At 71.6% G+C, this 25537-nt stretch carries 23 protein-coding genes and 1 pseudogene; 15 read left to right on the top strand and 9 right to left on the bottom strand.

Features of this window, described 5'->3' with window-relative positions; translation table 11 throughout:
• Positions 1-4 precede the first annotated feature (4 nt).
• The 6 genes from QSK22_RS01085 to QSK22_RS01060 all read right to left on the bottom strand — a co-directional run bounded on the left by QSK22_RS01085 (position 5) and on the right by QSK22_RS01060 (position 8033).
• Entirely contained in the window at positions 5-1168 is a 1164-nt protein-coding gene (locus QSK22_RS01085; protein ID WP_285491979.1) for an FHA domain-containing protein, read from the bottom strand.
• Positions 1156-1908: a 4Fe-4S single cluster domain-containing protein gene (locus tag QSK22_RS01080; RefSeq protein ID WP_285491978.1), complete on the bottom strand. Its 753-nt coding sequence runs from the start codon at positions 1906-1908 to the stop codon at positions 1156-1158. Before QSK22_RS01080 ends, QSK22_RS01085 begins: the two co-directional genes overlap by 13 nt.
• Complete coding sequence (locus QSK22_RS01075; protein ID WP_285491977.1) at positions 1905-3806, bottom strand: AAA family ATPase; 1902 nt, start codon at positions 3804-3806, stop codon at positions 1905-1907. The genes QSK22_RS01080 and QSK22_RS01075 overlap by 4 nt, the downstream gene beginning before the upstream one ends.
• Before the next feature lie 94 nt (positions 3807-3900).
• Entirely contained in the window at positions 3901-5049 is a 1149-nt protein-coding gene (locus tag QSK22_RS01070; protein WP_285491976.1) for a response regulator receiver protein, read from the bottom strand.
• A gap of 67 nt (positions 5050-5116) precedes the next feature.
• Positions 5117-7513: a protein kinase domain-containing protein gene (locus QSK22_RS01065; protein ID WP_285491975.1), complete on the bottom strand. Its 2397-nt coding sequence runs from the start codon at positions 7511-7513 to the stop codon at positions 5117-5119.
• 52 nt (positions 7514-7565) lie between these two features.
• Positions 7566-8033 (bottom strand): DUF4282 domain-containing protein, encoded by a 468-nt coding sequence (locus QSK22_RS01060; protein ID WP_285491974.1) that lies wholly within the window; start codon positions 8031-8033, stop codon positions 7566-7568.
• A 221-nt stretch (positions 8034-8254) separates the two neighbouring features.
• Here QSK22_RS01060 and QSK22_RS01055 point away from each other — a divergent pair, with 221 nt between their 5' ends.
• Positions 8255-8944, top strand: a complete 690-nt coding sequence (locus QSK22_RS01055) for a hypothetical protein (RefSeq protein ID WP_285491973.1) — start codon at positions 8255-8257, stop codon at positions 8942-8944.
• A 541-nt stretch (positions 8945-9485) separates the two neighbouring features.
• Here the strand turns inward: QSK22_RS01055 and QSK22_RS01050 are convergent.
• Positions 9486-10181 (bottom strand): hypothetical protein, encoded by a 696-nt coding sequence (locus QSK22_RS01050; RefSeq protein WP_285491972.1) that lies wholly within the window; start codon positions 10179-10181, stop codon positions 9486-9488.
• A 333-nt stretch (positions 10182-10514) separates the two neighbouring features.
• Between QSK22_RS01050 and QSK22_RS01045 the strand changes: the two genes are divergently transcribed.
• The 3 genes from QSK22_RS01045 (at position 10515) to QSK22_RS01035 (ending at position 13286) form a co-directional block, all read left to right on the top strand.
• Positions 10515-12140 carry a polymorphic toxin-type HINT domain-containing protein gene (locus QSK22_RS01045; RefSeq protein ID WP_285491971.1) on the top strand — a complete coding sequence of 542 codons (1626 nt, stop codon included), beginning with the start codon at positions 10515-10517 and terminating at the stop codon, positions 12138-12140.
• A 43-nt stretch (positions 12141-12183) separates the two neighbouring features.
• The gene (locus tag QSK22_RS01040) at positions 12184-12582 is read left to right on the top strand and encodes a hypothetical protein (RefSeq protein ID WP_285491970.1); all 399 of its coding nucleotides are present in this window, start codon (positions 12184-12186) and stop codon (positions 12580-12582) included.
• Positions 12583-12806: 224 nt separating this feature from the next.
• Entirely contained in the window at positions 12807-13286 is a 480-nt protein-coding gene (locus tag QSK22_RS01035; RefSeq protein ID WP_285491969.1) for a hypothetical protein, read from the top strand.
• A gap of 167 nt (positions 13287-13453) precedes the next feature.
• On the opposite strand, the gene QSK22_RS01030 is transcribed toward QSK22_RS01035, so the two are convergent.
• The gene (locus tag QSK22_RS01030; protein WP_285491968.1) at positions 13454-13684 is read right to left on the bottom strand and encodes a hypothetical protein; all 231 of its coding nucleotides are present in this window, start codon (positions 13682-13684) and stop codon (positions 13454-13456) included.
• Here QSK22_RS01030 and QSK22_RS01025 point away from each other — a divergent pair.
• Positions 13673-13921, top strand: coding sequence for a hypothetical protein (locus tag QSK22_RS01025; protein ID WP_285491967.1), 249 nt, complete (start codon positions 13673-13675; stop codon positions 13919-13921). The two genes, QSK22_RS01030 and QSK22_RS01025, sit on opposite strands and share 12 nt — an antisense overlap.
• A 9-nt stretch (positions 13922-13930) precedes the next feature.
• On the opposite strand, the gene QSK22_RS01020 is transcribed toward QSK22_RS01025, so the two are convergent.
• Positions 13931-14800, bottom strand: a complete 870-nt coding sequence (locus QSK22_RS01020; protein ID WP_285491966.1) for an SCO4651 family lipoprotein — start codon at positions 14798-14800, stop codon at positions 13931-13933.
• 1103 nt (positions 14801-15903) lie between these two features.
• Between QSK22_RS01020 and QSK22_RS01015 the strand changes: the two genes are divergently transcribed.
• From QSK22_RS01015 to QSK22_RS00970, 10 genes and pseudogenes are all read left to right on the top strand, one after another.
• A complete protein-coding gene (locus tag QSK22_RS01015) occupies positions 15904-17328 on the top strand; it encodes a hypothetical protein (RefSeq protein WP_285491965.1) in 1425 nt (474 codons plus the stop codon).
• A 34-nt stretch (positions 17329-17362) separates the two neighbouring features.
• Positions 17363-18118: a Flp pilus assembly protein CpaB gene (cpaB, locus tag QSK22_RS01010; protein WP_285491964.1), complete on the top strand. Its 756-nt coding sequence runs from the start codon at positions 17363-17365 to the stop codon at positions 18116-18118.
• Positions 18115-19329 carry a CpaE/TadZ family protein gene (locus tag QSK22_RS01005; RefSeq protein ID WP_285491963.1) on the top strand — a complete coding sequence of 405 codons (1215 nt, stop codon included), beginning with the start codon at positions 18115-18117 and terminating at the stop codon, positions 19327-19329. The genes cpaB and QSK22_RS01005 overlap by 4 nt, the downstream gene beginning before the upstream one ends.
• Before the next feature lie 53 nt (positions 19330-19382).
• The gene (locus QSK22_RS01000) at positions 19383-19760 is read left to right on the top strand and encodes a TadE/TadG family type IV pilus assembly protein (protein ID WP_285491962.1); all 378 of its coding nucleotides are present in this window, start codon (positions 19383-19385) and stop codon (positions 19758-19760) included.
• The gene (locus QSK22_RS00995; RefSeq protein WP_285491961.1) at positions 19757-20104 is read left to right on the top strand and encodes a TadE family protein; all 348 of its coding nucleotides are present in this window, start codon (positions 19757-19759) and stop codon (positions 20102-20104) included. The genes QSK22_RS01000 and QSK22_RS00995 overlap by 4 nt, the downstream gene beginning before the upstream one ends.
• Before the next feature lie 4 nt (positions 20105-20108).
• Positions 20109-21422: pseudogene (locus QSK22_RS00990) on the top strand (TadA family conjugal transfer-associated ATPase); the annotation flags it as partial.
• Between the two features lie 284 nt (positions 21423-21706).
• The gene (locus QSK22_RS00985; protein WP_285491960.1) at positions 21707-22633 is read left to right on the top strand and encodes a type II secretion system F family protein; all 927 of its coding nucleotides are present in this window, start codon (positions 21707-21709) and stop codon (positions 22631-22633) included.
• A complete protein-coding gene (locus QSK22_RS00980) occupies positions 22633-23514 on the top strand; it encodes a type II secretion system F family protein (RefSeq protein ID WP_285491959.1) in 882 nt (293 codons plus the stop codon). Before QSK22_RS00985 ends, QSK22_RS00980 begins: the two co-directional genes overlap by 1 nt.
• Positions 23514-24719 carry a sensor histidine kinase gene (locus QSK22_RS00975; protein WP_285491958.1) on the top strand — a complete coding sequence of 402 codons (1206 nt, stop codon included), beginning with the start codon at positions 23514-23516 and terminating at the stop codon, positions 24717-24719. The genes QSK22_RS00980 and QSK22_RS00975 overlap by 1 nt, the downstream gene beginning before the upstream one ends.
• A complete protein-coding gene (locus QSK22_RS00970) occupies positions 24720-25466 on the top strand; it encodes a response regulator transcription factor (protein ID WP_285491957.1) in 747 nt (248 codons plus the stop codon).
• Positions 25467-25537 lie beyond the last annotated feature (71 nt).

The raw sequence follows: 25537 nt of genomic DNA, 5'->3' as shown, positions 1-25537 counted from the left end.
TCTGCTACTTGAGGGTCACGGTGCCGGTGACGTCGGCGGCCAGGCGGAGCTGGTCGCCGTCGCGCAGCGGGGCCTCCACGCCGCGCGGCAGCCGTTCGCCGTTGACGAAGGTGCCGTTGGTGGAGCCCTCGTCGCGCACCCAGGCGGTGCCCGACGGGTCCAACCAGACCGTCGAGTGGCGCCGCGACACGTTGTCGAACTGGGTGAAGGTGGAGGCGACGGGGGACTGGCCCGCGTCGCGTCCCAGCACCAGGTGCTGGCCCACCGACACCTTGATCTCGCCGCTGGGGAACTGGACGCGCAGCACCGGCGCGCCCTGCCCCTGGCCCTGGGCGGGCAGCGGCCGCAGGCACGAGTCGCACTGCGCCGCGCCCGGGTTGGTCAGCACCGCCTCGCAGTAGGGGCACATGAGCGCGGTGGAGTCCGGGCGGGCCTGGGCCTGCTGCTGCTCGGGCGGCAGCAGCGTCGCCTCGCGGCCGTACGCCGGCGGCATCGGGGCGCGCGGGTCCGGCTGGTGCGACGGCGGGGCGTACTGGTGCTCCGCCGGGGCGTGCGGCTGCGGGCCCGGGCCGCCGTGCTGCGGCTGCTGGTGCGGGTCGTGCCCGGTCGGCGCCTGCGGCTGAGGCGCCCCCCACTGGTGCTCGGGCATCTGCGGCGAGGGCTGCCCCCAGGCGTTGTCGGGCACCTGCTGGCCGCCGCTCAGGCCGCCCTGGTGGCCCGGGGGCTGGTACTGGGGCGTGTGCGGCTGGGATGGCGCGGGCGGCTGCGCGGGCTGGTTCCACGGCTCCGGCCGCTGCTGGGCCCACGGGTCCTGCGGAGCGGGCGGGGACTGGGGCTGCGGCGCCGACTGGTAGGGCGACGGCGCCTGATGCTGCGGGTGGCCGCCCGAGGGCTGGTACCGGCCGGGGTCGTACTGCTGCGCCGGGTCGTACTGGCCCGGGTCCGGCTGCTGGTACGGCGGGACCTGGTGCTGGGGCTGCCCGGGGCCCTGCGGCTCGTACGGCGGCTGGTGCGGGTACTGCGGGGCGCCCGGCTGCTGCGGCGGCGGGTACCCGGCGCCGTGGCGACGCGCCCCGCCGCTGCGGGCCAGGTTGGCACCGCAGCTCATGCAGACCAGATCGCCCTGCTGGTAGGGCTCGTCACAGACAGGACAGTTCAAGGTCGCCATGACACTTCCCCCGCACGTACGCCGGCACGTTCGAGCCTCGTTGTGAGGTGCTCCATGTCACCCCTCCGCGGGATCCCGATGTAGAACACCCGCCTTCCCTCCGGCCCCTCGTCCACGGACACCTGGACTCGGGGCGCTGCGTCGCGACCGGTCTGCTGGGAGCCGTCGGCCAGAGCCCCGTACCTCTCGTGCCCCAGCGGGGACAGCGGGACGATGCGCTGGTTGGACGACCCCCTCCAGAGTAGAGAGCCGTCCGGGGAGTGTCGCCCCCCCGGATTGAGCCGGTCGACGTACGGTCCCGTGATGACCGCGTCGCACAACCCAAGGATCTCGCTCGTCCGCGCCGAACGCAAAAGCCGAGAGTAGACATATCCGCTGTAGACGAGTATGTCCACCGGAATCGTCTCATGTTCGGAACTGTCCTGCCACGCGCGGATGCCCCGAAGCAGTGCGGCCAGCGCTTCGGGCTGCTGGAACGGCTCGCCACCGGAGACGGTGACGCCGTCCAGCGGCCTCGGCAGCGACCGCAGCCAGCCGAGCACGGCCGTGACCGGCACGGCCTTGCCCGGGTCGGCCTCCCACGTGTCCCGCGACAGGCAGCCCGGGCAGTGCAGCGTGCACCCCTGCGTCCAGATGCCCGCCCGCACGCCCGGCCCGAGCGTGGTGACAGGATAGTGCGCCTTGGCCAGCAGCAGCGTCTGCCCGCTCGCGGACTGCTCGTTCGCAGACGGCCCGGTCACTGCAGGTCCAGATGGACGATGCTGCCCTCGCGGCGGATGCCGGTCACGGTGATCCGCTCTTCGGGGGTGAGCTCCCGGTCGAACAGGGCGCGGGCCAGCGGGTTGACGAAGAAGGACTCCAGCTTCATGCCGATGCCGCGGCCGCCGTGGTCCAGGTCGCCGGTGCACCATCCGCGCAGCGTCTCCAGCACGTCGCCCTTGACCGCCAGCACCAGCCGGTGCTCCTCGGTGACGCGGCGGCAGATGTTGGCGAACTGCAGGTCGAAGATCTTGTCGGCGGCCTCCGGGCCGATGAAGTCGAACACCACGATGTTGTCGCCGAACCGGTTGAGCAGCTCGGGCCGGTTCAGCACCTCGGTGAAGTGCTCGGCGACGGCGGCCTTGATGCGCCGCTCCACCTCGTCGTAGGTCATGCCGGGTGTGATGTTGCGCACGCGCACCGGCGCGCCGTCCGGCCCGGTCTCCGACCCGCGCACGTACATGCCCAGGTTGGAGGTGAAGATGAGGATCGACTCGGAGAAGTGGACGGTGTTGCCGCGCCCGTCGGTCAGCCGGCCGTCCTCCAGGATCTGCAGGAACTTGTCCAGGATCCGCGGGTGCGCCTTCTCGATCTCGTCGAACAGGATGACCCGGAACGGGTCCTCGCGCACCGCGTTGGTCAGCTCCCCGCCCGCCTCGTGGCCGACATACCCGGGCGGCGAGCCGATCAGCCGGTCGCCCGAGCCCTCCCCGGAGAACTCGCTCATGTCGAACCGCAGGTAGGCCGACTCGTCCCCGAACACCAGCTCGGTGATGGCCTTGGCCAGCTCGGTCTTGCCGGTGCCGGTAGGACCGGCGAAGAACAGCACCCCGCGCGGGCGGCTGCCCGACCGGGTGGCCTGCGCGCCCGACAGGCCCAGCACGGCCCGCTTGAGGATGTCCAGCGTCTTGGTGACGGCCTGCGGCTGCCCGATCACCCGCTCGGGGACGCGGCGCTCGCCCTCCAGCACCCGGCGGCGCAGATGCCCGCGGTTCCACGGGTTGTCCAGCACGCCCAGCTTGTAGGTGCGCACCGCGTCGGGCAGGTCGGCCAGCTGGACGTTGCGCTCCTTGGCCAGCCGGGTCACCTCGATCATCGACTGCAGGGTCAGCCCGTCGGCCTGCTCGGCGAACGCGTCGCACGCCTCGGCGGCGGCCTGGTCGGCGTCCACATCGCTGATCCCGAACGCGCGGGCCAGCAGCCGCGCCGTCTCCTGCCGGTCGCCCAGATGCGGCCGCGGGATGGTGATCTCGCGGATGTTGTCGTTGTCGGCGGTCAGCCACGGCGGCAGGTCGCCGGGCCGCTCCACCAGCCAGATGACGGGGTTGTACAGCGGCTTGGGCCGGGGCCCCACCACCCGCACCGGCCGCGCGGTGCGCGACAGCTTGGCGCAGAACCGGAAGAAGTCGCGTTCGGCGGGTTCCAGGTCGGTGGGGCTGCGGGCGATCCGGGACGCCGAGTCGATCAGCACCGCGGCGCGCACGTTCTCCGACGGGCGGGCCACCGCCGCCAGATGCTTGGTCAGCCCCTCCAGCGACGGCTTCTGCTCGCCCTTCAGCTTGCCCAGCAGCCGCTCGGCCGCCTCCGCCGCCGCGTCGCCGATGTCGTCCTCGGTGTCAGGGTGCACCTGCAGGCCGTCCACCGGGTCGTACACCACCAGGCAGGAGTAGCCGCTGGAGTGCAGCGACTCCCACAGCAGGTCGCGCAGCGGCAGCAGCCGGCCCGGCCCGTCGGCCTCCAGCGGCGGGGCCAGGAAGCTGTCGTAGAGGTTGCCCGACAGGACGTACTGGGAGTGCACCGACAGGGTCGCGTCCAGCTCGCGGATGAACGGCGGCCAGCCGAGCAGCCGCCCGCCGAGGGTGGGTGAATCAGTGGTCATTCCTCGCTCCGCTCGCGGCCCGCCATGGCCGCGTCCTGGTCGCCGGCGTCCCTGTCATGCACGCCCTATTGTCCCGCGTCCCGCGTGCCGGGGTTCACCCGCGTTCCCGGCGGCGTTCGCGCGGGGCGGCCGCACGGGCTGCGCTGCGCCGCGCCCGGTCGGTGACGGGCAGCTCCTTCACCCCCGGCTCAAGCCGCCAGGTGACCTGGGAACGCACGCCCGCGTCGGCCAGCCGCGCCCGCGCCGCCTCGAACGCCTCGCACCACTCCCGTTCCCGTTCGACGTCCAGCCTGCGGTCGTCCTCGCTCTCGGCGGGACGGGTGCGGACCATGGCCGCGCGGATCTGCGCCGCGTCGTCCACGCGCATGCGCACGCCGTGGTCGGGCCACGACCCGCGGGTCAGCACGACCTCGCCGCCGGCGGCGGTGAGCGTCTCGAACCCGGCCTGCACCTCGTAGCCCAGGTCCTGGAACGCCGAAGTGATCGAGTCGAGCACGTAGCGCCGCTCGGCCTCGGCCTGCTCGGCGGCCTCGCGTTCGGCGGCGCGCCGCCGCTCCTCCTCCCGCCGCTGCCGCGTGCGGGCGTTGGCCGCCTGCACCCGCAGCCGCACCTCGGTCAGCACCCCCTCGGCCTCCTCCTCGCCGGACGCGCCCGGCAGCAGCGCGGCCGCCTCGGCGACCGCGCGGCGGTCCTCGGCCGACACGTCCGGCAGCAGGCGGGCCACCACCCGCTCAAGGCGCTGCCGGACGGCCTCCGCCTGCGCCGGTTGCGTCTCCTGCTGCGGTGGACGCCCGGTAGCCGGGCCGAGTTCGGTGCGCAGCGACGTCGCGGCGGGCGGGAAGATCTGCTCGCCGATCTCGGCGGCCAGGTGGCGCGACAACCGGGACTCGGCCTCGTCCAGGGCGGTGTCGGCCGCGGCGCACCACGCGTCCAGGTCGGCGATGTCCTGGTCGGTGGGCTGGAGGTGCTGGGGGAGCGCCACGTCGGCGCCGAGACGCTCGGCCGTCTCGGCCAGCGCGGCGATGCGCGCGTTGCGTTCGAGCACCCTGCGCAGCGCGCGCTCGTACGCCTCCACCTCGGCAAGGGCCGCAGCCCGCTCCTTCGCCTTGCCCGCGGCGAGCGCCGCCAGCGCCTCGGCGCCGCGTCCGGCCGCGCCCGCGGCGCGGCCCAGCACCCGGTTCATCCCCAGGGTCAGGACCACTGCCGCGTCCAACGCGATGTCGGCCTCGACACCACTGCTCATGATGCTCCTCCAGGGCCGTGCTGCGTCGCCCCCGCAGCCGTGCGCCGGGGGCCGTGGATGTGGGGCGTCACGCCAGCGCCCTCCGCTCGTCCTCCGCGTGCTGCTGCCGCCACCGGTGCAACCGGACGCCCGCGGCCACCGCGTGCGCGGCCGGTCCGGCAACGAGCAGCAGCAACCACAGCAGGCTCGCTACCGGCGTGATCATGCTTACAAGCAGGAGGATCAGCAGCAGAGGGATGGTGCCGGCCAGCAGAAGCACGCCGCAGCCGCGTCCGCTCGTGCGACGCGCCGCGCCCGACACAGCCTGCGACGCCTTCGACAGGCCGCGGCCGCCGGCCCCCAGGACGCGGGACAGCCAGGACCAGGGACCGTAGGGCAGGTAGTCGCGTCCCTGCACGCGCGCGAGCAGAATCTCGCAGCCGCACTGAACGACCCATGCGACCACGGACAGAACCGCCAGCGCACCGAACGGCACGCCGGAGCCGGGCAGGGAGTTGAAGGCCGACATCTTGTCGGGGGCGTCTCCACCGAAGAGTGCACCGACGACCCAACTGCCCAGGAGCCAGAAGGCGAGGATGGGCAGGGTCCAGCCGACGGCTCGTGCCACGGCGCCGTTGCGTCCGGCCAGGCGCTGGCGTTCGCGTTCGGCCCACCACTCGCGCAGCGTCTGGGCGCGCTGCTCGGCCGCTCTGGCGTCACGGGACCGGGCCTCCAACTCCAGGACGGCCTCAGGAGCGGTACGGGCCACGGCGAGCAGCCGAAGCGGATCGTCCCCCGCGCCGTCGGCGAGCCACTCCAGCCACGGCACCGGCTCGGGCAGACCTGCGCGCGCGCGGGCGGCGGCATCGCTCAACGCCTGACGTGTCTGCCCGGGCTGGACGGCCAGCGCCAGCAATGTGAGCAGCACCACGGGCGGGTCGTCGGCAGGGACGGGCGGGCCGGCTACACGCGTGTCGGACGTCGTCCCCGCATCCGGCAACCGCGCCTGGGCCCCGGCCGGGAGCGCGTTCTGGGTGCGCAGCCACCGCGCCAGGTCGTTCCACGCGGACACGTGCGCGCGCCACTGCTCGTCGATGCGCGCCAGGTCGTGCGCGCCGTCGAAGCCCGCCAGCACGTGCAGCAGCCGGTGCTCCCACAGGTCCCGGCCCAGCAGGCAGGCGGTGCGGTGGTCGGGATGCGTCCCGTCGCCGGCCAGCGCCGCAAGGCCCGCCAGGTCGTCGGCGGTGACGCGCCGTCCCAGGTAGTGCGGCGGCAGCGACGGGTCGAGCCAGCGCACCAGGTGCAGCAGCTTCACATCGGGCGGCTGCCTGGACGACAGCGGCCCGTCGACCAGCTCGATGCGGCTGTCGTCCGGCAGGCCCGACAGCCACTCGCGCAGGACGCGGAACGCCTCCTGCCCGCCGCCGAAGAAGTAGCGCGCGGCCTGGTCCCACCGCTCGACCAGCGCGCGGGCGAACTCGCCGCGGTCGGTGAAACGGCGTCCGGCGAACGGCACGCCCGGCCCGGTCTCGACGACGGGCCGCGCCGGTTCGGCGACCGGCGGCGACGCCCCGTCCAGCCACTGCGCCACCTGCTCGGCGCCCCACCGCCGCCGCGGGTCGCGGGTGAGCAGCCCCCGGCACAGCAGCCGCAGCCGGGGATCGGCCACGTCGTCGGCCGTGACCGGACGCGTCGCCAGATGGTCGATCACCGCCGTCTCGCTGAGCCCCGCGAACGGCGGCCGCCCGGTCGCCAGCTCGCGCAGGATCATGCCGAGCGACCACCAGTCCCGCGCCGGGGACACCTGCCCCGACAGCGACTCGGGCGCCGCGTACGCCAGCGTGCGCGACGCCGAAGCGAACACCACGCTCTGCTCGAGGACCCGGCTCAGCCCGAAGTCGGTGATCGCCACCCGCACCGGATCGGTGCCGGTCACCAGCACGTTCTCCGGTTTGAGGTCGCGGTGCACGATGCCCGCCCGGTGCAGCGCGGCCAGCCCGTCGGCGAGCTGGGCGGCCACCTCGGCGACCATCTCCGGCGGCAGCGGCCCGCCCGCCAGCGCGGCGCGCAGGTTGCCGGCGGGCGCGTACTCGGTGATCTCGTAGTCGCGTCCCTCGGCGTGCCCGGTCTCCAGAACCCGCACCACGTGCGGCGAGTCCAGCTCGGGCAGTTTCCCCCACACGTCGCGGTCGGCGGTGAAACCGCGGCGGAACAGCTTCACCACGTACCGGACGCCGCGCGCGTCCCGTACCAGCAGCAGGTCGGACTCGGCGCCCTGCACGGGAAGCTCGGCCACCGTCTCGAACCGCTCGGCCAGCACCGCCGGCAGCCGCATCAGCGGATCGCCGGCCGCCGTCCCGTCCCGCCGGGTCTGCGCGGGCCGCGGCCCCGGCACGTACGCGTCGCGCCGTGTGACACCGGGGTCCCGCCGCGTCTCGCGCGGGGAAGCGTCCTCGCCGCCACCCTGAGGCTCGAAGTCGGCCACCTGCACTGCCCCGTCTATGTCGCGTGACTCCTGGCGAGCCTAACCCTGCTGTTCAGATCTTGTCCTTGATGACCCGCAGATGCTCGACGCCCTTGAACCGCACCACCACCGCCTCCATGAAGATGCGCACCAGGACGGCCTCGAAGATCCAAATGACGGGGGCGCACAGCATGATCAGCAGCCCCAGCAGCCAGCCGTTGCGCAGCTGGAACACCCACACGCCGATGACGAGCACCATCAACGCCGACAGGGTCACCAGCAGCAGCGCCAGCACGTAGCACAGCTTGATGAGCTTGGGCGTCACCAGGTGGTCGAAGTTGGCGTCGAACAGCGCGCCGAACAGGCCCTTGTTCTCGGGGACGCCGCCCGTCCCGCCCGGCCGCCCGAACGCCGCCTGCCCCGCGCCCGGAGCGCCGGGTGCGGCGCCGTAGGCCGGCTGCGGCTGGGGCTGCTGCATGTACGGGGCGCCCGGCGGCGCGGGAGGACGCTGGTACTGGCCGGGATCGGGAGGGTTCGTCATCGCCGTCGACTCCTGGTTCGTCCACCGAGGCTCCGCCTACAGGAAGACTCTAGGCCGAGCGGAGCGGGTCGCCGAGGCACCGAACCGCCTCTTGTGCGTCTCGCCCGCGGTCTTTCCGCCGCACCGCGCTCAGCGCCCCGGCGGAAAAATGGCATGACCGTCTCCGCGGCCTTCCTGATATGGTCCGGGCGCCAGCACCCGACCGGACACGGAGTGGACTCATGGGCCGTCTCACCGCGGTCGCCGCAGGAGTGATCGGCACGCTCGTCCCGCTGGCCCTCACCGCCTGCGGCGGAGACTCAGGCGACGGCGAGGCCGACGCGAGCGCGTCGCCGTCCCAGCAGATCACCACGCGCGCCGTCCCCGCGACGCCCGCGTCGTCCGCTTCCGCGCCGTCCGGCGGCGGCACCCGCATCGGCGGCGGCAAGACCGGTGTCACCCTGACCCTTCCCGCGGGCTGGCGGCAGGTCGATCCCACGACGGACTCCTCGCCGACCGTGCGGACGTCCTTCGGCCTCGACCTCGACATGGGCGTTCTCGTCCGGCAGCTCTTGGCCCAGCAGATCAAGCAGGGCGCCGTCTTCGCCATCGACGGCTCGGTGACCTCGGGGTTCGCCCCCCACCTGACGGCCGGCTGCGACCGCGGCGGCGCGGTGGGCGCGTCCCTGGAGCAGCTCAAGCGCAAGCAGCAGGCCCTGGAACCCGGCTCGCGCATCACGGACCTGACCGTCAGCGGCAAGCCCGGCTTCAAGGCCACCTATGACTCGACGAACAAGTCCGGACCGGTCAGCGGCATGACGGTCCGGGTCTCGCTGTCCGACGACCGCTTCTGCTACGTCGACATCGAAGCGCGCCAGGGCGCCATGCCGCCGGAGGCCGAGCGCATCGCCGCCTCCTTCGCCCTCGCCTGATCCGCCAGAAGCCCGCCCGACACCGATTCGAGCCAACGGCCCCCTTGGCGAACCCCGCTACTTCGTCGGGCCCGGGGATGCGGTGCTCGTCCCCCCGACGGTACCGGCCCCATTCCCGGGGACGTCAAAGCGTGAGCAAGAGGCTCCAGGAACTGGCCCAGGACCCGTCGCATGGCGGGCAATGGACCGCGCGGGTCCGAGACTGGGCCCGAGCCTGGGCGCAGACAAACCCCGAAGAAGGCTGATCAAGCACGCCTCGGAGACCAACGGAAAAGGACACCGGAGAATCCGTCGACGCCGATAAGCGGCACTGGGACAGCAAAGCCCGGGCGGAGCTTTCCCGGGCTGGGCCGGCGGCAGGTCGATCCCACCCGCGACTCCTCGCCGACCGTGCGGCGTCCTTCGGTTTCGACCTCGACATGGGCGAACTCGTCCGGGGATTGACGGCCAGGCAGGGACGGGGGCGCTGCGTTCACCGGCGACGGTCCGTGACATCCCGGTTCGCCGCGAATTCCGGGAGGCGTCGCGGGCGGTTCGGTGGTCAGTTGCCTGTGTCGGAGACGGCGACGGCGCTCAGCAGACCCTGGTCGAATTCGAGGCTCATCCGTCGTCCAACGGCCTGGAACTCGACGGCATCGTCGTCCGGCGAGGCGCCGGGCAGGGGCTCGAAGCCCGCGTCTCGTAGGGCCTCCAGGGCCTCGGGGCGGGGGGCGGACGCCAAACGGGAGGAGGTTGCCAAGGACATCAGGCCGGGCCAGCGGACGCCGGTCGGTGGCAGGCGGACCGCGATTCCCACCAGGGTGTCGGCCTCGAAGGTCAGTGAAACGTCACCTGCCGTCACGACGCTGCTGGACGCCGGGGCATGTGGGACGTCGACCACGGTCAGGGCGTCGGTGCGGTGCATGCCCAGCGCCAGCCCGGACAGTTCGCCCTTTGACACCAGGTCGACCAGGGCCTGCAGGGTTTGCGGCCGCCGCGGGCCATCTGCCCTTTCGATCGCCTTCCACGGGTTGGGCTCGGCGGGCAGAAAGCCGGACAGGGTGATGTCCAACACCGAACGGTCGGTGCCCGGGCGCCAGGCCGCATCGCATTCCTCGCAAAGCCAGAACTGCTCGCCGGTGGTGCGCACGCGGTAGAGGCAGACGCCGCTCTGCCCGCAGGCGGGGCAGATCTCTAGGACGCCCGTCGAGTCCCTGTTCGCCAACTCGATCGTCCCCTCGCGCCTGGAGGTGGTCATCTATAGAAAGACGACGGCCGCCTAGCTTCCGTTCCACACCCATACGGATGTACTTCCCTACCCTGCGTTCCCACAGGTCCGAGCCATGGAGGCACAGCGGGCCGCTTAGACCATGCCTCGGCGGCGTATACAAGCACGCCATTGAACAGCGAGTGAACAGGCTTGTCCCCAGGGCGACCGATACCGGCTGCCGGGGGCCGCGCAAGCCCGCCCGGAGTGCGCCGCGTGCTGATTTTGGGCCCACGGGCCCTTTGCGATCGCCGCTGCCGCTGATCTCCTGAGACAGGCTTCGTTGGGGTTTCGTTCTCGGGGGACGGTCTGCGGGGGACTTGCATGCTGCGTCGACTCGGCGATACAGGTGAGGGGGCGCTCTCCTACATCGCGGTCGCCCTCCTGGTGGGCGCGATCGCCGCTGCCGTGACGGTGGTGGCGATTCCCGACTCGGTCGTCGCGAACATCAGGGCCGGTGTGTGCAAGATCACCGGCAGTTCCGGCTGCGATCCGGACGGTGGCGGAAAGGACCGGGCCGGTGCGTCGCCGTCCACCACGGCGTCCCCGGTGGGATCGTCGCCCGCGCCCTCCGCCTCGGGGGGCCTCACGCCGGAGGAGCAGGAGTACGAGGCGGCCAAGAGCGCCCTGGCCGCCTCCGATCGCGAGCTGAACGGCGCCCAGCAGCAGTGGGACGGCTTCAACCTGCTGAAAGAGATCGGCAAGCTCGGCCTGGACTTTCTGGCCGGGGACATCTTGAACTGCGTCAATAAGCCCAACTTCGCCGACTGCGCCTGGGCTCTGCTCGGCGTCGTCCCATGGAGCAAGGTCGGCAAGCTGCTGAAGTCGATCCCCAAGGTCGTCAAGCTGATCGACCGGTTCCTGGACCTGAAACGCCGGCTGGACAAGGCGCGCAAAGCGCGTCGAGACGCCCGAATCCGTCTGGACAAGGCGCTGGAGGCGTGCAAACGCAAGAAGTCCGGCAACAGCTTCCTCCCGGGTACGCCGGTGCTGATGGCGGACGGAACCCGTAAACCGATCGAACGTGTCCGGGTCGGCGACATGGTCTGGGCCAGCGACCCCATGACCGGCCGGAGCGGGCCTCGGCGGGTCACCGCCCGCATCGTCGGCAGCGGGCCGAAGGATCTTGTGAACCTCACCGTCGACCTCGACGGGAGCCTGGGCGGCCCGACCGCCCGCATCACCGCGACGGCCAACCACCCGTTCTGGGTGACCGGCGTCGACGACTGGATCAGCGCGGACGGCCTGGCCTTCGGCGACGTGCTCGGCGCCGCCGGGGGCGGCCGGGCGATGGTCGTCGACTCCTCGCACCGCCGTCGTGACGAGACGGTCTACAACCTCACCGTCGAAGACCTGCACACCTACTTCATCGGGCTCGGAAGCGCGGACCTGCTCGTTCACAATGACCCCGCTTCCGGTCCCGAAGCTTGTGGTGTTGATCCGGACGACCCGATCGAGAAGAAGATTCGTGAGGCCGGTTACACCGACCCGCTCCCGCAGGGAGTGCGCCGTCACGGCAAGGGCATCATCGACGAACGAGAGAAGAGTTTCGACCCCGACGAGAGGAGGATCGCCGAGAGGCTCGCCCAGGAGGGCAAGATCGTCAAGGCGAAGCAGGAGAAGGCCCTGCAAGGGGAGAGAGGACGGACTGGGGACTCGGAGGTCGACGGGGTGCCCACCGAGTTCAAGACGATCAAAGGCGACAAGAAGAACCCGATTCCGAACAGCAACACCGTCAAGAGGTCTCTCAACAGTGCCACTGGTCAGGCACAGCATGCCGTCCTCAGTTCCGAGGGCACGGGCATGACCCGCGAAGAGGCGATGAAGGGAATCAGGCGGTATCTCGGACAGCCGCACGCCAACCAGAAGAGCATTCGGTTCTTCGGGGACAACTGGGAGATCAACTGTGCTCCGTCTCCTGAGCATGGCGGGCAGCTGTGGTGCACGTGACCGTCCTGAGTCGCGTCGCGGATCGGCGAGGATGATAAGACCCATGTCACGACATGCTTTCGTGCTCGTCGGTGGACCGGATGTCACCTTGGATGACTTGGTGGCGCTCGGCGAGCGGGTTCTGGAAGGGTCCTTCGTTCCGGACGGTGACGGAACGCTCGTGTTGGTGATGCGCGGTGGGGCCGTGGCGGTGAACCTGAGCCGACACAACATCACAGATGACCCGGAGGACGACGATGACTTTTTCCCGTCCTTCGAGGCGCATCCCTACTGGTTCGAGGTCCGCGACCTGGACAAGAACTACGGTCGTCAGATGGAGATCGCACGGGAGATCTTTCACGCCGTCGTGGACGAGGGGCGGTGGCGGGCGTTCCTGAGCGACGATCTCCAGACGCTCGAAGCCGTCTACACGCCGGAGGACGGGCTCATCGATTACACCTGATGACGCTGTGAGCCGGAAGAACCGATCCGGCGCCGGGGAGCTCGCCTTCGACGACCTTCCGGCCATGCCCGACGGCAGCCGGGCGATGGTGGTGGACGCACGCCGCTGCACGCGGGACCATGCGCGGCTACGGCCCGTTCGTGGTCGAACGCCTCGAAGAGGTCATCGACATCAGCGCCGAGTGAAACGCCGGGTCGGCTGCCGATGGTGTGGACTGATCTCCCATGAGCGCTACGACGACGATCGAGTACGGTGACCGCTGGTTCTGGTCGTACGACCTGGCCCGCTCGGTCCTGCTGGCCGAAGTCATCATGACGGTCCGCGGCACGACCGGGGCGAAACCCGATCGCTGGGTGGACGAAGTACTCGACCAGCTGGCGGCCTGTGCGGAGATCAGTGACTTCGCGCTCTCCATCGACCCGGCATGGGGCCGGCAGCGGCTCCGCACGTTCACCGGATGGCTGGAACAGGCGAATCGCAGCCTTGGCACGCGTGCGGCGGTGGAGCCGGAAGAAGCCGCACACTGGCCGCTCGAACAATTCGAATGGAGGGGAACGGAGGCCATCCCGACCGCGTCCGTGATCTCACTGGGGACAGCGGTGATCCAGTTGATCCGGGGAACCCTTCCTGCGGAGCCTCCGGGCAAGGTCTGGTGCTACGGTTTCGCGCCCGAGCCCACTCTTCTCCCTCATGGAACCACCTGAGGCGAGGCGCACGGAGGCCGAAACCACTGCCGCCCGTCCCGGCCGTCGACCGACGGTGCGTGGCGCCCGCCGGTGACCGACGTCCACAGCGCCGCCAGCTGCGCACCCGTGATACGCCTGTCGGCGTACATGACCTCCCCGAGCGGCGTGCAGCCACGCGGCCCGAACTACCCGGCCAGGGTCGGCCGCGGGTCGCCGTTGCCGCCCTGCCGCAGCCAGTTCTGGATGCGCCACTGGTTGCGGGGCTCGGCCAGCGCGCAGTCGATGACCCTGTTCGGCAGTCTGGCTGTCGCCCCACCAACTCGCCCGGCGGGACGGGGTGCCGGAGGACCGGGCGGGCGCAGCAGATCGAGGTCGTGTCGGGCGTGGCCGCCGTCGTCGGCACGTTGTCGGTGCACCGGGACCTCGGGGCCGTCCCCGTCGACGAAGGGCTCCTGCGCGGGGCGCTCGTCGAGCTGGCGGAGGGCGGCTTCCCCGAACTGGCGCTGCGGTTCTACCTCCGCCTTGCCGTCGTGCATCTCAGCCCCGTGTCGCATTCGCTGTACGCGGACATCAAGCGCGTGGGCGCCGCGTTCGGCTACGGCCCGTTCATCACCGAACGCCTCGAAAGAGTCATCGAGATCGGCGCCGAGTGAAGCGCCGGGTCAGGTGCCGATGGTGTGGACCTTGTCGGCGGGCGGGGCCTGGATGCTGACCGGTTCGCCCCACTGCCGGTAGCGGATGTCCTGCGTCGAGCCGAGGCCGCGGTCGGTTGTGACGTCGACCCGGAAGCGGCGCGGCAGGCCCTTGTCGTCCACCCACAGCGTCCAGGGCACCTCGTCGCCGCCGAGCTGGGCGACGGCCTTGAAGGCGGTGTCGGTCTTGGCGAGCTCGGCGGTCGGCGTGCGGCCCGTGTAGCGGCGGGTGGGCACCCCGTCCACGGTCTCGGTCGCGGCGGCCTTGTCGAACCGTCCGGCGCGCACCAGCTGCAGGCCGCTGTCGACGGAGATCTGCGCCAGGCCGGTGTCGACCGAGTCCAGGATCCCGGTGAGGATCTTGCTGAACGGCGCCAGTTCGGGGTTGCGCACATCCTGCCGGGACAGCCGCACCCACGGCTTGCCCGGAGCCTGCTCCTCGCCGTCGACGCGGGTGTAGACGGTGCCGCCCGCCACCACGGCCTCGGTGGTGGAGTCCTGGTCGACGATGGTCATCTGCGCCAGCGGCGGCTTGGCGCCGATCCGCACCTGCGCGCTGATCTTCTCCTGCTGCCGCGCGCCGCCGTTCTCGGTGCCGCTGGAGACCACGTCGGCGCGGACCGTCCCGGCGGTGCGCGCCTGGCGGGCGACGGTGTCGATGAGCGGCCCCGGCTGGTCGGGCAGGGTGACCGGACGCAGCGAGGCGGCCGGGACCGGGGCGGGCAGCGCCGCCTGGCTCGCCTTGGAGGCGCCGTTGTTCTTCGGCTTCTCCTCGTCCGAGCACGCCGCCGCCATGCCGACGACGGCACCGACTGCGAGGGCGGTTGCGAGGAGCCTCATGGTGAGAAGACTATGGGCTGGTGTCGCCTTACGGCACGTTCAACCGATTCTTTGGGGCCTGATTTGGGCCCTCGGGCCCGTGCGCCGCGCTGCCGGCGCCGTTCGGGGTGCGCCGTTCGGGGTGCGCCGTTCGGGGTGTGGCGTCCGGACGCCGCTTGCGCCGCGGCGGAGCGCCCGGCCGGACCGCCGCCGGGGCCGCGGCGGCCGGTGCCTATGTGACCGCCGGCACAGAGGTGCCTGCCGATCAGCCAAATTCGTTTGAAATATCAATAGTTGCGGGGAAGTCGGCGGTGAAGACGCAATTCGTCGCGGCGGCCCGGCTTTGCACGGTGCCGATCAACGGGCAGGGGGCGCGGGGCGGCCGGAGGGGAGGCCGAACCCGCGTCCCGGCGGGTGCGGGGGCGTCTTGGTCGGAGCCGGAGGTACTGCAGGGCGAGGCTGGGACCGGCGGCGCGCCCGTCGTATGCCTTCGGGGCTCTTCCGCGTTGACGGTGACCCCGGGGGGTGAGGCCACCGTTCCGAAAGTTCGCTTTAGCGTTACATACTTACGCTTGAGATCGTCTTCGGTAGGACGCTAACGTCATCTGCGTTTTGCCGAAGGGAGGGTCCGCATACGTGGTTTGACGGGGGCATGGGGGCAGGCGACCGCGCATGGGATCCGGCGGGGCCGACGGGATCCGGCCGCGACCGGCGTCCCGGGCGCACTGCTCCCGATGTGCACGGCGACGCAGGCGAACGATGATCGCCCTTAGCGTCGGGCAGGATAGTTGTCAAGGACTCTGGGTCCCGTGTCGGGACCGATCGGCGATATCGGGGTGGAAGGTCTGGACGTGATCTCCAGAGGCGATCCCAGGAGATCCTGACACGGAGCCCCGGCATGCTCGATCCTCACCGCGACCCCGATCAGCGCGATGTGCATCCAACAGCGGTGAACCGAAGCCGCCGGCGGCGCCCCCATCGCGGAGAAAGCGCCTTGAGTTGTTATCAACGGGCTGGTTACCGTCAACGGGATCCGCATAACAGAAGCCACGGTCAGCCGTCAACACGACGTCGGGTGGACGGAGGAGCGACGCAGTGAGGCTCGTGAACCATCTGGGGTCGCCATGACAGCGGTCGTGCTGCTCGGGGACGTTCCGAGCACCCAGGTCATCCAGGGCGTCAGCGCCGCTCGTCTGCCCGTGGCCGACACGCCCGAGGGCCTGCTGGCCTTCGTCGACCAGATGACGTATCTGCTGAGCCGCAACGGCGCCGTCGTGGCCGTCTACCCGGCCGCCGAACAGCCCGAGATCGGCCGGATCCTGCGGATGGCGCGCGGGCTGTTGAAGACCGACCGCATCGCGGGCGTGCCCCTGGAACTGCCGCCGCTGGCCCTGTCGCTCATCGCCGACCAGCTCGCCTTCGTCGCGCGATACGTCAGCCCCGGCATCGTGGCGGGCATCGCCGCGCCGCTGACTCAGCGCATCGTCGCGGGCGCGTGGGTCAACAGCGTCGCCAAGTTGGAACGGGTCAAGACGGGGATCGGCCAGCACGTCACTTCTTACTTGCCCGGAAGCGGGTTCATGGTGACCGCCGCGCCCACCCAGGGAGTGCACCGGGTCACCTCGTCCAAGCCGGTCGCCGAGCTCTCCCAGCGGCCGCTCGACCCGGTGCTGCTGCTGGCCGCGCACGGCAACGGCGACATGGACTGGCTGCGCGGACGGCTGCAGCCCGCGCTGGGCGTGTCCCGCCTGATGCTCGTCCAGGAGCAGCCCCGCAGCGCGGCGTACTGGGGCACCAAGAAGTATGTCGAGTTCGTCGCCTTCAGCGGCCATCCGCAGGAGCTGCCGCTCCTGCTGCGCTCCCAGCCGTGCGTCCCGTGCCGGTGGTGCGGCGAGATGGTGATGTCCGGCACGTGCCCGTTCTGCGGCATGGTCAAGCCCGAGACCGCGGCCGAGGCGGGCCCGCCCCAGCCGCCGCAACCTCCGGGCGGTGCCCGACCGGCACCGGCGCAGCCCGCCCCGGGCCGGCCCGGCGCGACGCCGCCTGCGACGCCGCCTACGACGCCTCCCGCGGCGCGGCCGGGTACCGCCCCGTCCGCCCCGTCGAAGCCGGCGCACCCCGGGCAGCCCGGAGCGGGCGGCGCGCCGTCCGCCGCTCCCGCGAAGGGGACGCCCCCCGCCGAGCCGGCGGCGCGGCCGCAGGAGTTCCCCCAGCCCGAGCCCGTGCTGTCGGCCCCTGTGCCGGGCGACTACGACCTCTCGACGGGGCGGGGGCCGCTCGCCGAGCAGACGCTTCCCGACCTACCCCCGGTGCCTCGGGACGCGAAGCCGCCGTCACTGCGCAAGGCCCCGGCTCCACCGGACGGGCCCAACACCCCGGCGGCGGGCCCGGGACCCGCCCGGCCGCCCGACCAGGCGGCTCCGCGGCGGCCGCCCGAGCGGCACCGCCAACAACCCGACCAGGACCACGGGCCGGCCTCCGAACCGGCCGACAGCCCCGACCCGCTCCGGAGCGACACCGTGGTGTTCCGGCCTGCCCGGCGCACCTGACAGGCGCCTCCCCGATACGAGGAAACGGAGTCAGATGAACCCCCGACAGCGACGCGGCGTCCTGTTGATGATCCTCGCGGCCGTCGGCGCGGTGTTCGTGTTCGTCACGGTCATCGGATACATCGGAAAGGTCCAGGCCGACGCGGACGCCGCGGTCGGCGAGATGACCACCGTGCTGCAGGTCCAGTCCGACCTGGAGGCCTACCAGCCGGTCACCGCGGCGTCGGTGCGCGAGGCGCGGGTGCCGAGAAAGTGGGCGACCAGCGCCTTCATCGGCAACATCGCCGACCTGCAGGGCAAGGTGGCCGCCGGCCCCATCCCCAGCGGCGCCTACCTGCAGCAGGGCATGCTCGTCGACGCCCCCGCCCTGCGCGCCGGCCAACGCGAGATCGCCATCATGATCGACGCGGAGACCGGGGTGGCGGGCAAGGTCGTCAACGGCTCGATCGTCGACGTCTACGCCACCTTCGACTCCACCCAGAACGGCAACCGGACGACGGCGGCCTGCGCGGTGCGCATCCTCAACCGCGTCCAGGTCATCAACGTCGGACGGGTGCAGCCGGCCACCGGCGACTCCGGCCGCCAAAACAGCAACAACGGCACCCAGACCAGCAACACCTCCGGGTCGGTGCTTCCGGTGACGTTCGCGCTCAGCTCCGAGGAGACGCTGCGTCTGACCTACGCCGAGAGCTTCGCCCGCAAGGTGCGGCTGGCCCTCGTCGGCGGCACCGAGGACGCCAAGCCGCCGTTCAACCGGCTGTGCGAGACCCCGCAGGTGGACAACCGATGAGCATCCAGGTCCTCGTCGGCACCGGCGATGAGGCGCTCGCCTCCCAGCTCCGCACCATGATCGCCGAGCTGGCGGACGTGCAGCTGCTCGGCGTCGAGAACAACTCCACCGACGTGCTGGGCATCGTCACCACCCACGACGAGGTCGACGTCGTCCTGCTGGACGAGAACATCGGCCCGCAGCCCGGCCACGACCTGATCCGCGACATCGCGCTGCGCACCCCGCACGTCGCGGTGGTACTGGTGAGCGAGCAGCTCGGCGAGGAGGTGCTGGCCCGCGCGCTGGAGGTCGGCGCCCGCGGCGTGCTCGGCCGCTCGCCCAGCCTGGAGGAGCTCAGCTCGCGGCTCGACACGGTGGCGGAGTGGTCCCGGCGGATGCGCTCCCTGCTCGGCAGCGGCCGCGCCGCCGGATCGAACCTGGGCGGCCGCCGCGGCCGGGTGATCGCCCTGGCGGGCGCCAAGGGCGGCACGGGCACCACCACCATCGCGGTGCAGCTCGCGCTGGGCGCCGCGCGCGCCGGCCGGTCGGTGTGCCTGGTCGACATGGACCTGCAGACCGGCGACGTGGCCACCTACCTGGACATGGTGCACCGGCGCAGCATCGCCGACCTGGTCGGCGTCGCCAGCGAGATCACCGGCGCGGTGCTGGCCGACGTGATGTACATCCACGAGGCCGGCCCGCACGTGCTGCTGGCCCCGCAGGAGGGGGAGCAGGCCGAGGACGTCACCTCCTCGGCGGCGCGGCAGATCCTCGGCGTGCTCCGCTCCCGCTACGAGATGATCATCGTGGACTGCGGCGCGTTCATGACCGAGGGCTCGGTCACCGCGATCGAGATCGCCGACCGAGCGGTCATCACCGTCACCCCCGACCTGCCCTGCCTGCGCGCGGCCAAGCGGATGAGCCACCTGTGGCGGCGGCTGGACGTGCGCAAGCCCGAGGACGTGTCGATCGTGCTGACCCGACAGTCCCGCAAGAACGAGATCCAGCCCGACTTCGCCGCGCGGATCCTCGGCATGACCCCGCTGCGCACCACCGTGCCCCCGGCGTTCCGCGCGCTGGAGAAGGCCATCAACAACGGCCCGCCGATCCGGGTCGAGCACGACGGGTTCCGCGCGGCGATGCACCGGCTCGGAGAGGAGCTGGGCGTCCTTCCCGTCGCCGCGGCCGAACCGCGCGGCGGCCCCAAGAAGGCCAAGGCGGAGGCAGTATGAGACGGCTGACACGGCGACTCACCCGCCGACCCCCCCTGCGCCGTGACGCAGGCATGGTCGAGTTCACCGCGATGCTGCCGCTGATCCTCGTCACCGTGCTGATGGTGTGGGAGGCGTTCCTGCTGGGGATGGCCGCCACCTACGCCGGTCACTCCGCCAACGAAGGCGCCCGCGTGGCCGCCGTCAACGGCAGCTACGACGAGGTCAAGAAGGCCGCGGTGGAACGCGTGTCGGGGGCGTGGGCCGACGAGGACAACATCGACGTCCACTACCCCACGGGCCGGGTGTGCGATTCCGAGCAGGTCACCCGGGTTGACCCCGACTGCGGCTGGGTGCGCGTCACCATCAAGCCTCCCCTGCTGTTCCCCGGTGTGCTGCTGCCGATGGAGGTCAGCCACCGGGCCCGGGTCATCTATGAGGGGGAAGGGTGAGCAAGGACCGCGGAACGGCCGCCACCGAGTACGCGGCCACCATCGGGCTCTTCCTTTTCGTGCTCATGGTGTGCTTCGAAGCCTACGTCGCGTTCAGCACGATCGAGAAGGTCGAGGAGGCGGCCCGCACCGGCGCCCGGGTCGGCAGCATGAGCGGCGCCGCGGCCGGGGACGCCGCGGCGCGCCGGACGCTGCCCGGTTGGCTGAACGAGCACCGGGTGCAGGTGCGGCAGAACGGAGACGACGTCGAGTGCGTCATATGGGCCGAGGTGCCGGTTCTGGCCAAGGGTGTTCCGATGCACATCGCGGTGACCCGCCAGGTCCATATGCCGGTCGGAGGGTGAACTCGTGGGACTGCGCAACCGCCTCGACGCCGACAACGGCGGCGACCGCCAGGCGGCTGGGGAGAACCTCGCGCACTGGCGCAAGCGCCTGCTGGAGGAGGTCAACCTCGACGACCTGGCCGCGCTCGACATGGCGCAGCGGCGGGCGCGGCTGGAGAAGGTCGTCGGGCACATCCTGACCCGAGAGGGCCCGGTGCTGTCGACGCGCGAGCGGACCGTGCTCATCCGCCGCATCGTCGACGAGGCGCTGGGCCTGGGCGTGCTGGAGCCGCTGCTGGCCGACCCCACGATCACCGAGATCATGGTCAACGGCCCCAACGACGTGTACATCGAGCGCGGCGGCCGGCTGACGCGCATCGACCTGGGCTTCGCCAGCGAGGCCCAGCTCTACCAGACCATCGACCGGATCGTGGCGCAGGTCAACCGGCGGGTGGACGAGTCCAGCCCGATGGTGGACGCGCGGCTGCCGACCGGCGAGCGGGTCAACGTGATCATCCCGCCGCTGTCGCTGGTGGGCCCGGTCATGACGATCCGGCGGTTCCCGCGCGCCTACTCCATGCAGGAGCTGGTGCAGATGGGGTCGCTGGACGAGCCGACCGCCGTGCTGCTGGCCGCGCTGGTGCGGGCGCGGCTCAACATCGTCGTCACGGGCGGTACCGGCACCGGCAAGACCACCTTCCTCAACGCGCTGTCGGCGTTCGTCCCGCCGCACGAGCGCATCGTCACCATCGAGGACTCGGCCGAACTGCAGCTGCAGCAGGAGCACGTGATCCGGCTGGAGTCGCGCCCGCCCAACATCGAGGGCGAGGGTGCGGTGACCATCCGCGACCTGGTGCGCAACTCGCTGCGCATGCGCCCGGACCGGATCATCGTCGGTGAGGTCCGCGGCCCCGAGACGCTCGACATGCTGCAGGCCATGAACACCGGTCACGACGGTTCGCTGGTGACCGTGCACGCCAACTCCGCCGAGGACGCCATCTACCGGCTGGAGACCCTGGCGTCGATGAGCGACGTGAAGATGCCCTACGAGGCGATCCGGGCGCAGATCGCCAACGCCGTGCACGTGGTGGTGTTCCTGGAACGCGGCCCGGACGGATCCCGCCGTGTCAGGGAGATCGGGGTGACGTCCTCCGAGCGGAGCAAGTCGCTGCAGCTGGAGACGGTCATGCGCTTCGTCCAGGAGCCGATCGGCCTGGACTTGCAGGTCCGCGGCCGCTTCACGCACCGGCCACTGCCGCAGCTCCTGGTGCAGCGGCTGATGTACGCGGGGGAGGCGGTCCCCGCGGTCTTCGGCGCGGCCGCCCCCGGCTCCGCGCCCGGGGCTGCGCCCGCTCCCACGGCCGGGCAGCACCCGCCCACAGCCGGAGCCCCGCCCGCGGCAGGGCACGGCTCTGGCGGGCAGGTGCCCGCGCCACAGGGCGGCCACATGCCACCGCCGCAGCAGCCTGCACCGCGGCCCGCACCCGTGCCCGCGCCGCCGGCCGGCGCGAACGGGACCACCGAGAGGGCGGGCGCGGCCGCGCAACCGCCGGGGCACACGGGGAGGCCGACCGGGCAGACGCCGCCCGCGTTCGGTGCCCGGGACGACAACGGGGAGACGGGATGAGCCTTCCTCTCATCTTGCTGATGCTGATCGCGGTCCTGGGCCTGGCGGTCTGGGCGGCCTGGGAGTTCGGCCGAGGTCTCGACCAGCGCAGCGAACTGGTCATGCGCGGGGAACGCGGCTACGACGAGCGCCGCATGGCCACGCTGCTGGACCATTGGGACGCCCGGCTGCGCCGCACCACGCTGGGACGCCAGATCTCCCGCCGCCTGATGGCGGCGGGGCTGCGGATCCGCCTGTCGGTGTTCGTCTTCGGAATGGCCGTCGGCGCCCTGGTCGTGATGGCGGTGGTGGGCAGCCTCCTGTCCACGTTCCTGGGGCTGGTGGTCGCGGCTGGTGTCGGCGGCGCCGTCTTCATCTACATGCGGCACCAGGAGGACCGGCGCCGCGACGAGTTCGTCGGGCAGCTGCCCGAGATCGCCCGGGTGCTGGGCAATGCGGCGTCGGCGGGCTTGTCGATCCGCACCGCCATCGGGATGGCGGCCGAGGAGCTGGACGACCCGGCCCGCACCGAGCTGAGCCGGACCGCCGAGGCGCTGCGGCTGGGCCAGTCCTTCGACGATGCCATGAACGACCTGCGAGAGCGCCTGCCGTCCCGGGAGCTGGCGGTGCTGATCAGCACGCTGGTGGTGGCGGACAAGTCGGGCGGCTCCCTGATCACCGCGCTGCGCAAGATCTCCACCGCCCTGGAGGAGCGCAAGGAGACCCGCCGGGAGGTGAAGACGATCCTCGGGCAGTCGGTGGTCGCGGGATGGGCCATCAGTGGAATGGGGGCGGCGCTGTTCATCGGGATGGGCGTGCTGCAGCCGGAGACCGTCGACAAGATGACCTCCTCGCTGATCGGGCAGGCGATCCTGCTGGTGGTGCTGGTCCTGTTCACCGTCGCGCTGCTGCTGATCCGCCGGATGACAAGGATCGACGTCTGATGCCCGTGCTGCTCGCCCTGGCGGCCGGGCTGATGGTGCCGCTGTTCGTCTACGGTTATCACCTCAGGGTCGCCGGTCGGCCCGCACCCGCCGACCTGGACGTACTACCGGTCAAGAAGATCAAGACCAAGGAGTTCGGCCCGCTCGGCTCCATCATCAACCCGCTCGGACGCCCGTTCGCCGGACTTATCGTCAACGCCATGAGCGGCGCCGGGCGGACCCGGCTGCGCCGTCGCATCGACCGCGCCGGCCGCCCCGCCGGGCTGACCGTGGAGGGATACGCCGCCAACAAGGTCGGCTGCGTGCTGTTCTACGGCGGGGCCAGCCTGGTGGTGATGCTCGCCGGCCAGGCGCTCATCGGCGTCATCCTGCTGCTGATCGGTCTGCTGCAGACCGACATCGTCCTGTGGAACCTCAGCCGCGAGCGCCAGGAAGAGATCCAGCGGTCGCTTCCGGACTTCCTCGACGTGCTGACCGTCACCGTCTCGGCCGGGCTGGGCTTCCGGCACGCGCTGGCACGGGTCGCCGAGAGCATGCCGGGGGCGCTGGCGGACGAGCTGAACAACGCGCTGCGCCAGATGGAGCTGGGCACCCCGCTGCGCGATGCGTTCGAGCAACTGCGCCAGCGCAACGACAACGCGGCGCTGGCCAGCTTCGTCACCGCCATCCTGCAGGCCGAGGAGCTGGGCGCCCCGCTGGCCCGCGCGCTCACCGAGATCAGCACCGACATGCGCCGCGACGCCTTCCAGCAGGCTCGGCGCCGCGCCCAGCGCGCCGACCCGCAGATCACGCTGATCGTGACCTTCCTCATGGTCCCGGCGATGCTGCTGCTGATCCTGGGTGGGCTCTACTTCTCGATGTCCGAGGGGATCCTGTTCTGATGGAGTGGGACGACCCGGTCGGCGCCGTGCGGTTGGGGGCGACGTTCCGCCTGCTGATGCAGGTGCGCATCCTGGTCACCGCGCTGACACTCGCGCTGGTCTCGAGCGGGCGGATGACGCTCGAGACCCTGCTGCTGCTGAGCGGGGTCGGGTCGCTGTCGGTGATCGTGCTGTTTTCCTGGAAGCAGATCGTGCCGTCCCTGCTCAAGCACCCGGTGCTCATCGGCTTCGACGTGTTCGTCGCCTACGCGGTGCTGGAGATCGGCGGGGTGACCGGGCCGTTCTTCCTGTTCACCGTGGTGACCTCGATGCTCGCGGGCCTGCTGCTGACCGGCCGGTGGCTGGTGGCGGTCTGCGGCATGCAGGTGCTGCTGTACTTCGCGGCTTCGACGGGGTTCGGCGCCACCCGCGAGCTGGTCAACTTCCAGACGGTGGTGGCGATGCCCGCGTTCTACCTGGTGGCGGGGTTCGCCGGGGCGCGGCTGCGGCACCTGTACGACCGGCAGTCCCAGCTGGAGGCGGCCCGGCGCACGGCGGAGGTGGTGGCCGCCGCGGCCGAGGAGCGCAGCCGCCTGGCCCGCGAGATGCACGACTCGCTCGCCAAGACGCTGCGCGGCATCGCCCTGTCGGCGCAGGCGCTGCCGCTGTGGGTGGACCGGGCCCCGGTGCGCGCCGCCGAGGAGGCCCGCCGCATCGCCGCCGCTGCCGAGGTCGCCTCCCGCGAGGCGCGGCAGCTTATCGAGGACCTGCGGGACGAGATGTTCCAGCAGCCTTTGGGCCGGGCGGTCGCGGACATCGCGGCGGCCTGGGCCGAGGAGACCGGGACGGTGGTGACCCAGCGGGTCGACACCGGGATCGACCTGCCGCTGCGGGCCCGGTACGAGGTGATCGCCATCCTCAAGGAGGCGTTGGAGAACGTGCAGCGGCACGCGCAGGCCACGGCGGTGGAGGTCTGCCTGACCCAGGAAGCGGACCGCACGGTCCTGCGCGTGCGCGACGACGGCCGCGGCTTCGACGGCGGACAGGACCTGGGCCGCCTGCTGAGCGGCGGCCATTACGGACTGGTCGGGATGCGTGAGCGGGCGCACAACGTCGGCGCGTCCCTGAGCGTCGACTCCGCCCCGCGCGCGGGCACGACGATCACTGTCGCGGTGCCCGATCCGGGCGCGGAGTCGACCGGATCGGTGGATCTGGAGGTGGCCTGAATGACGGTCGGCGCGCAGTGGCGCTCGGACGGGGACGGCGGAGAGAGCGGAGACGGCGGGGCCCGCCAGGTCACGGTGGTGGTCGCCGACGACAACCCGGTGGTCCGCTCGGGGCTCGTGGCCCTGCTGGAGGCGACGGGCGAGGTGCAGGTGCTGGGGCAGGCGTCCAACGGCGGCGAGGCCATCGAGATGACCCGCCGGTTCGCGCCCGACCTGGTCCTGCTGGACGTGCGCATGCCGCTGATGGACGGCATCACCGCGCTGCGCACGCTGAGCGACATGACCAAGGTCCTCATGCTCACCTACACCGACAACGACGAGGTGATCCGCACGGCGATCCGCAACGGAGCCGCCGGCTACCTGGTGCACGGGACGTTCACCGCCGACGAACTGGCCGCGGCCGTCCGCGACACCGTGGCGGGCACCAACAACCCCCTGTCGCCGGTCGCGGTGGCCGCGCTGATGGCCGCTGTCAAGGGGGCGGAGGACCGTCCCGCCCCGCCGCCGCGGGAACGCTCCGGTGGGGGGACGGCCGCCGCCCGGCCCGGGCATGGACTGTCGGCCCGCGAGTCGGAGGTGATGGACCTGATCGCGCAGGGCCGTACCAACCGGGAGATCGCCGAACGGCTGTTCCTCACCGAGAAGACCGTCAAGAACCACGTCAACCGCATCTTCGCCAAGCTCGGCGTGACCAATCGGGCGGCGGCGATCGCCCGCTGGCTGGGCACCGCCGTGGAGTCACGCTGACCGGCGGGCGATGGACGCGCGGTTGGGCCCGGACATGGGCCTCGACAATGGGTCCAGATTGGGCCTGAGGA

Origin of the sequence: Actinomadura sp. NBRC 104425 (genome assembly GCF_030269545.1) — a bacterium.
Lineage (GTDB): Bacteria > Actinomycetota > Actinomycetes > Streptosporangiales > Streptosporangiaceae > Spirillospora > Spirillospora keratinilytica.
This window is presented reverse-complemented; position numbering and strand designations above follow the sequence as displayed.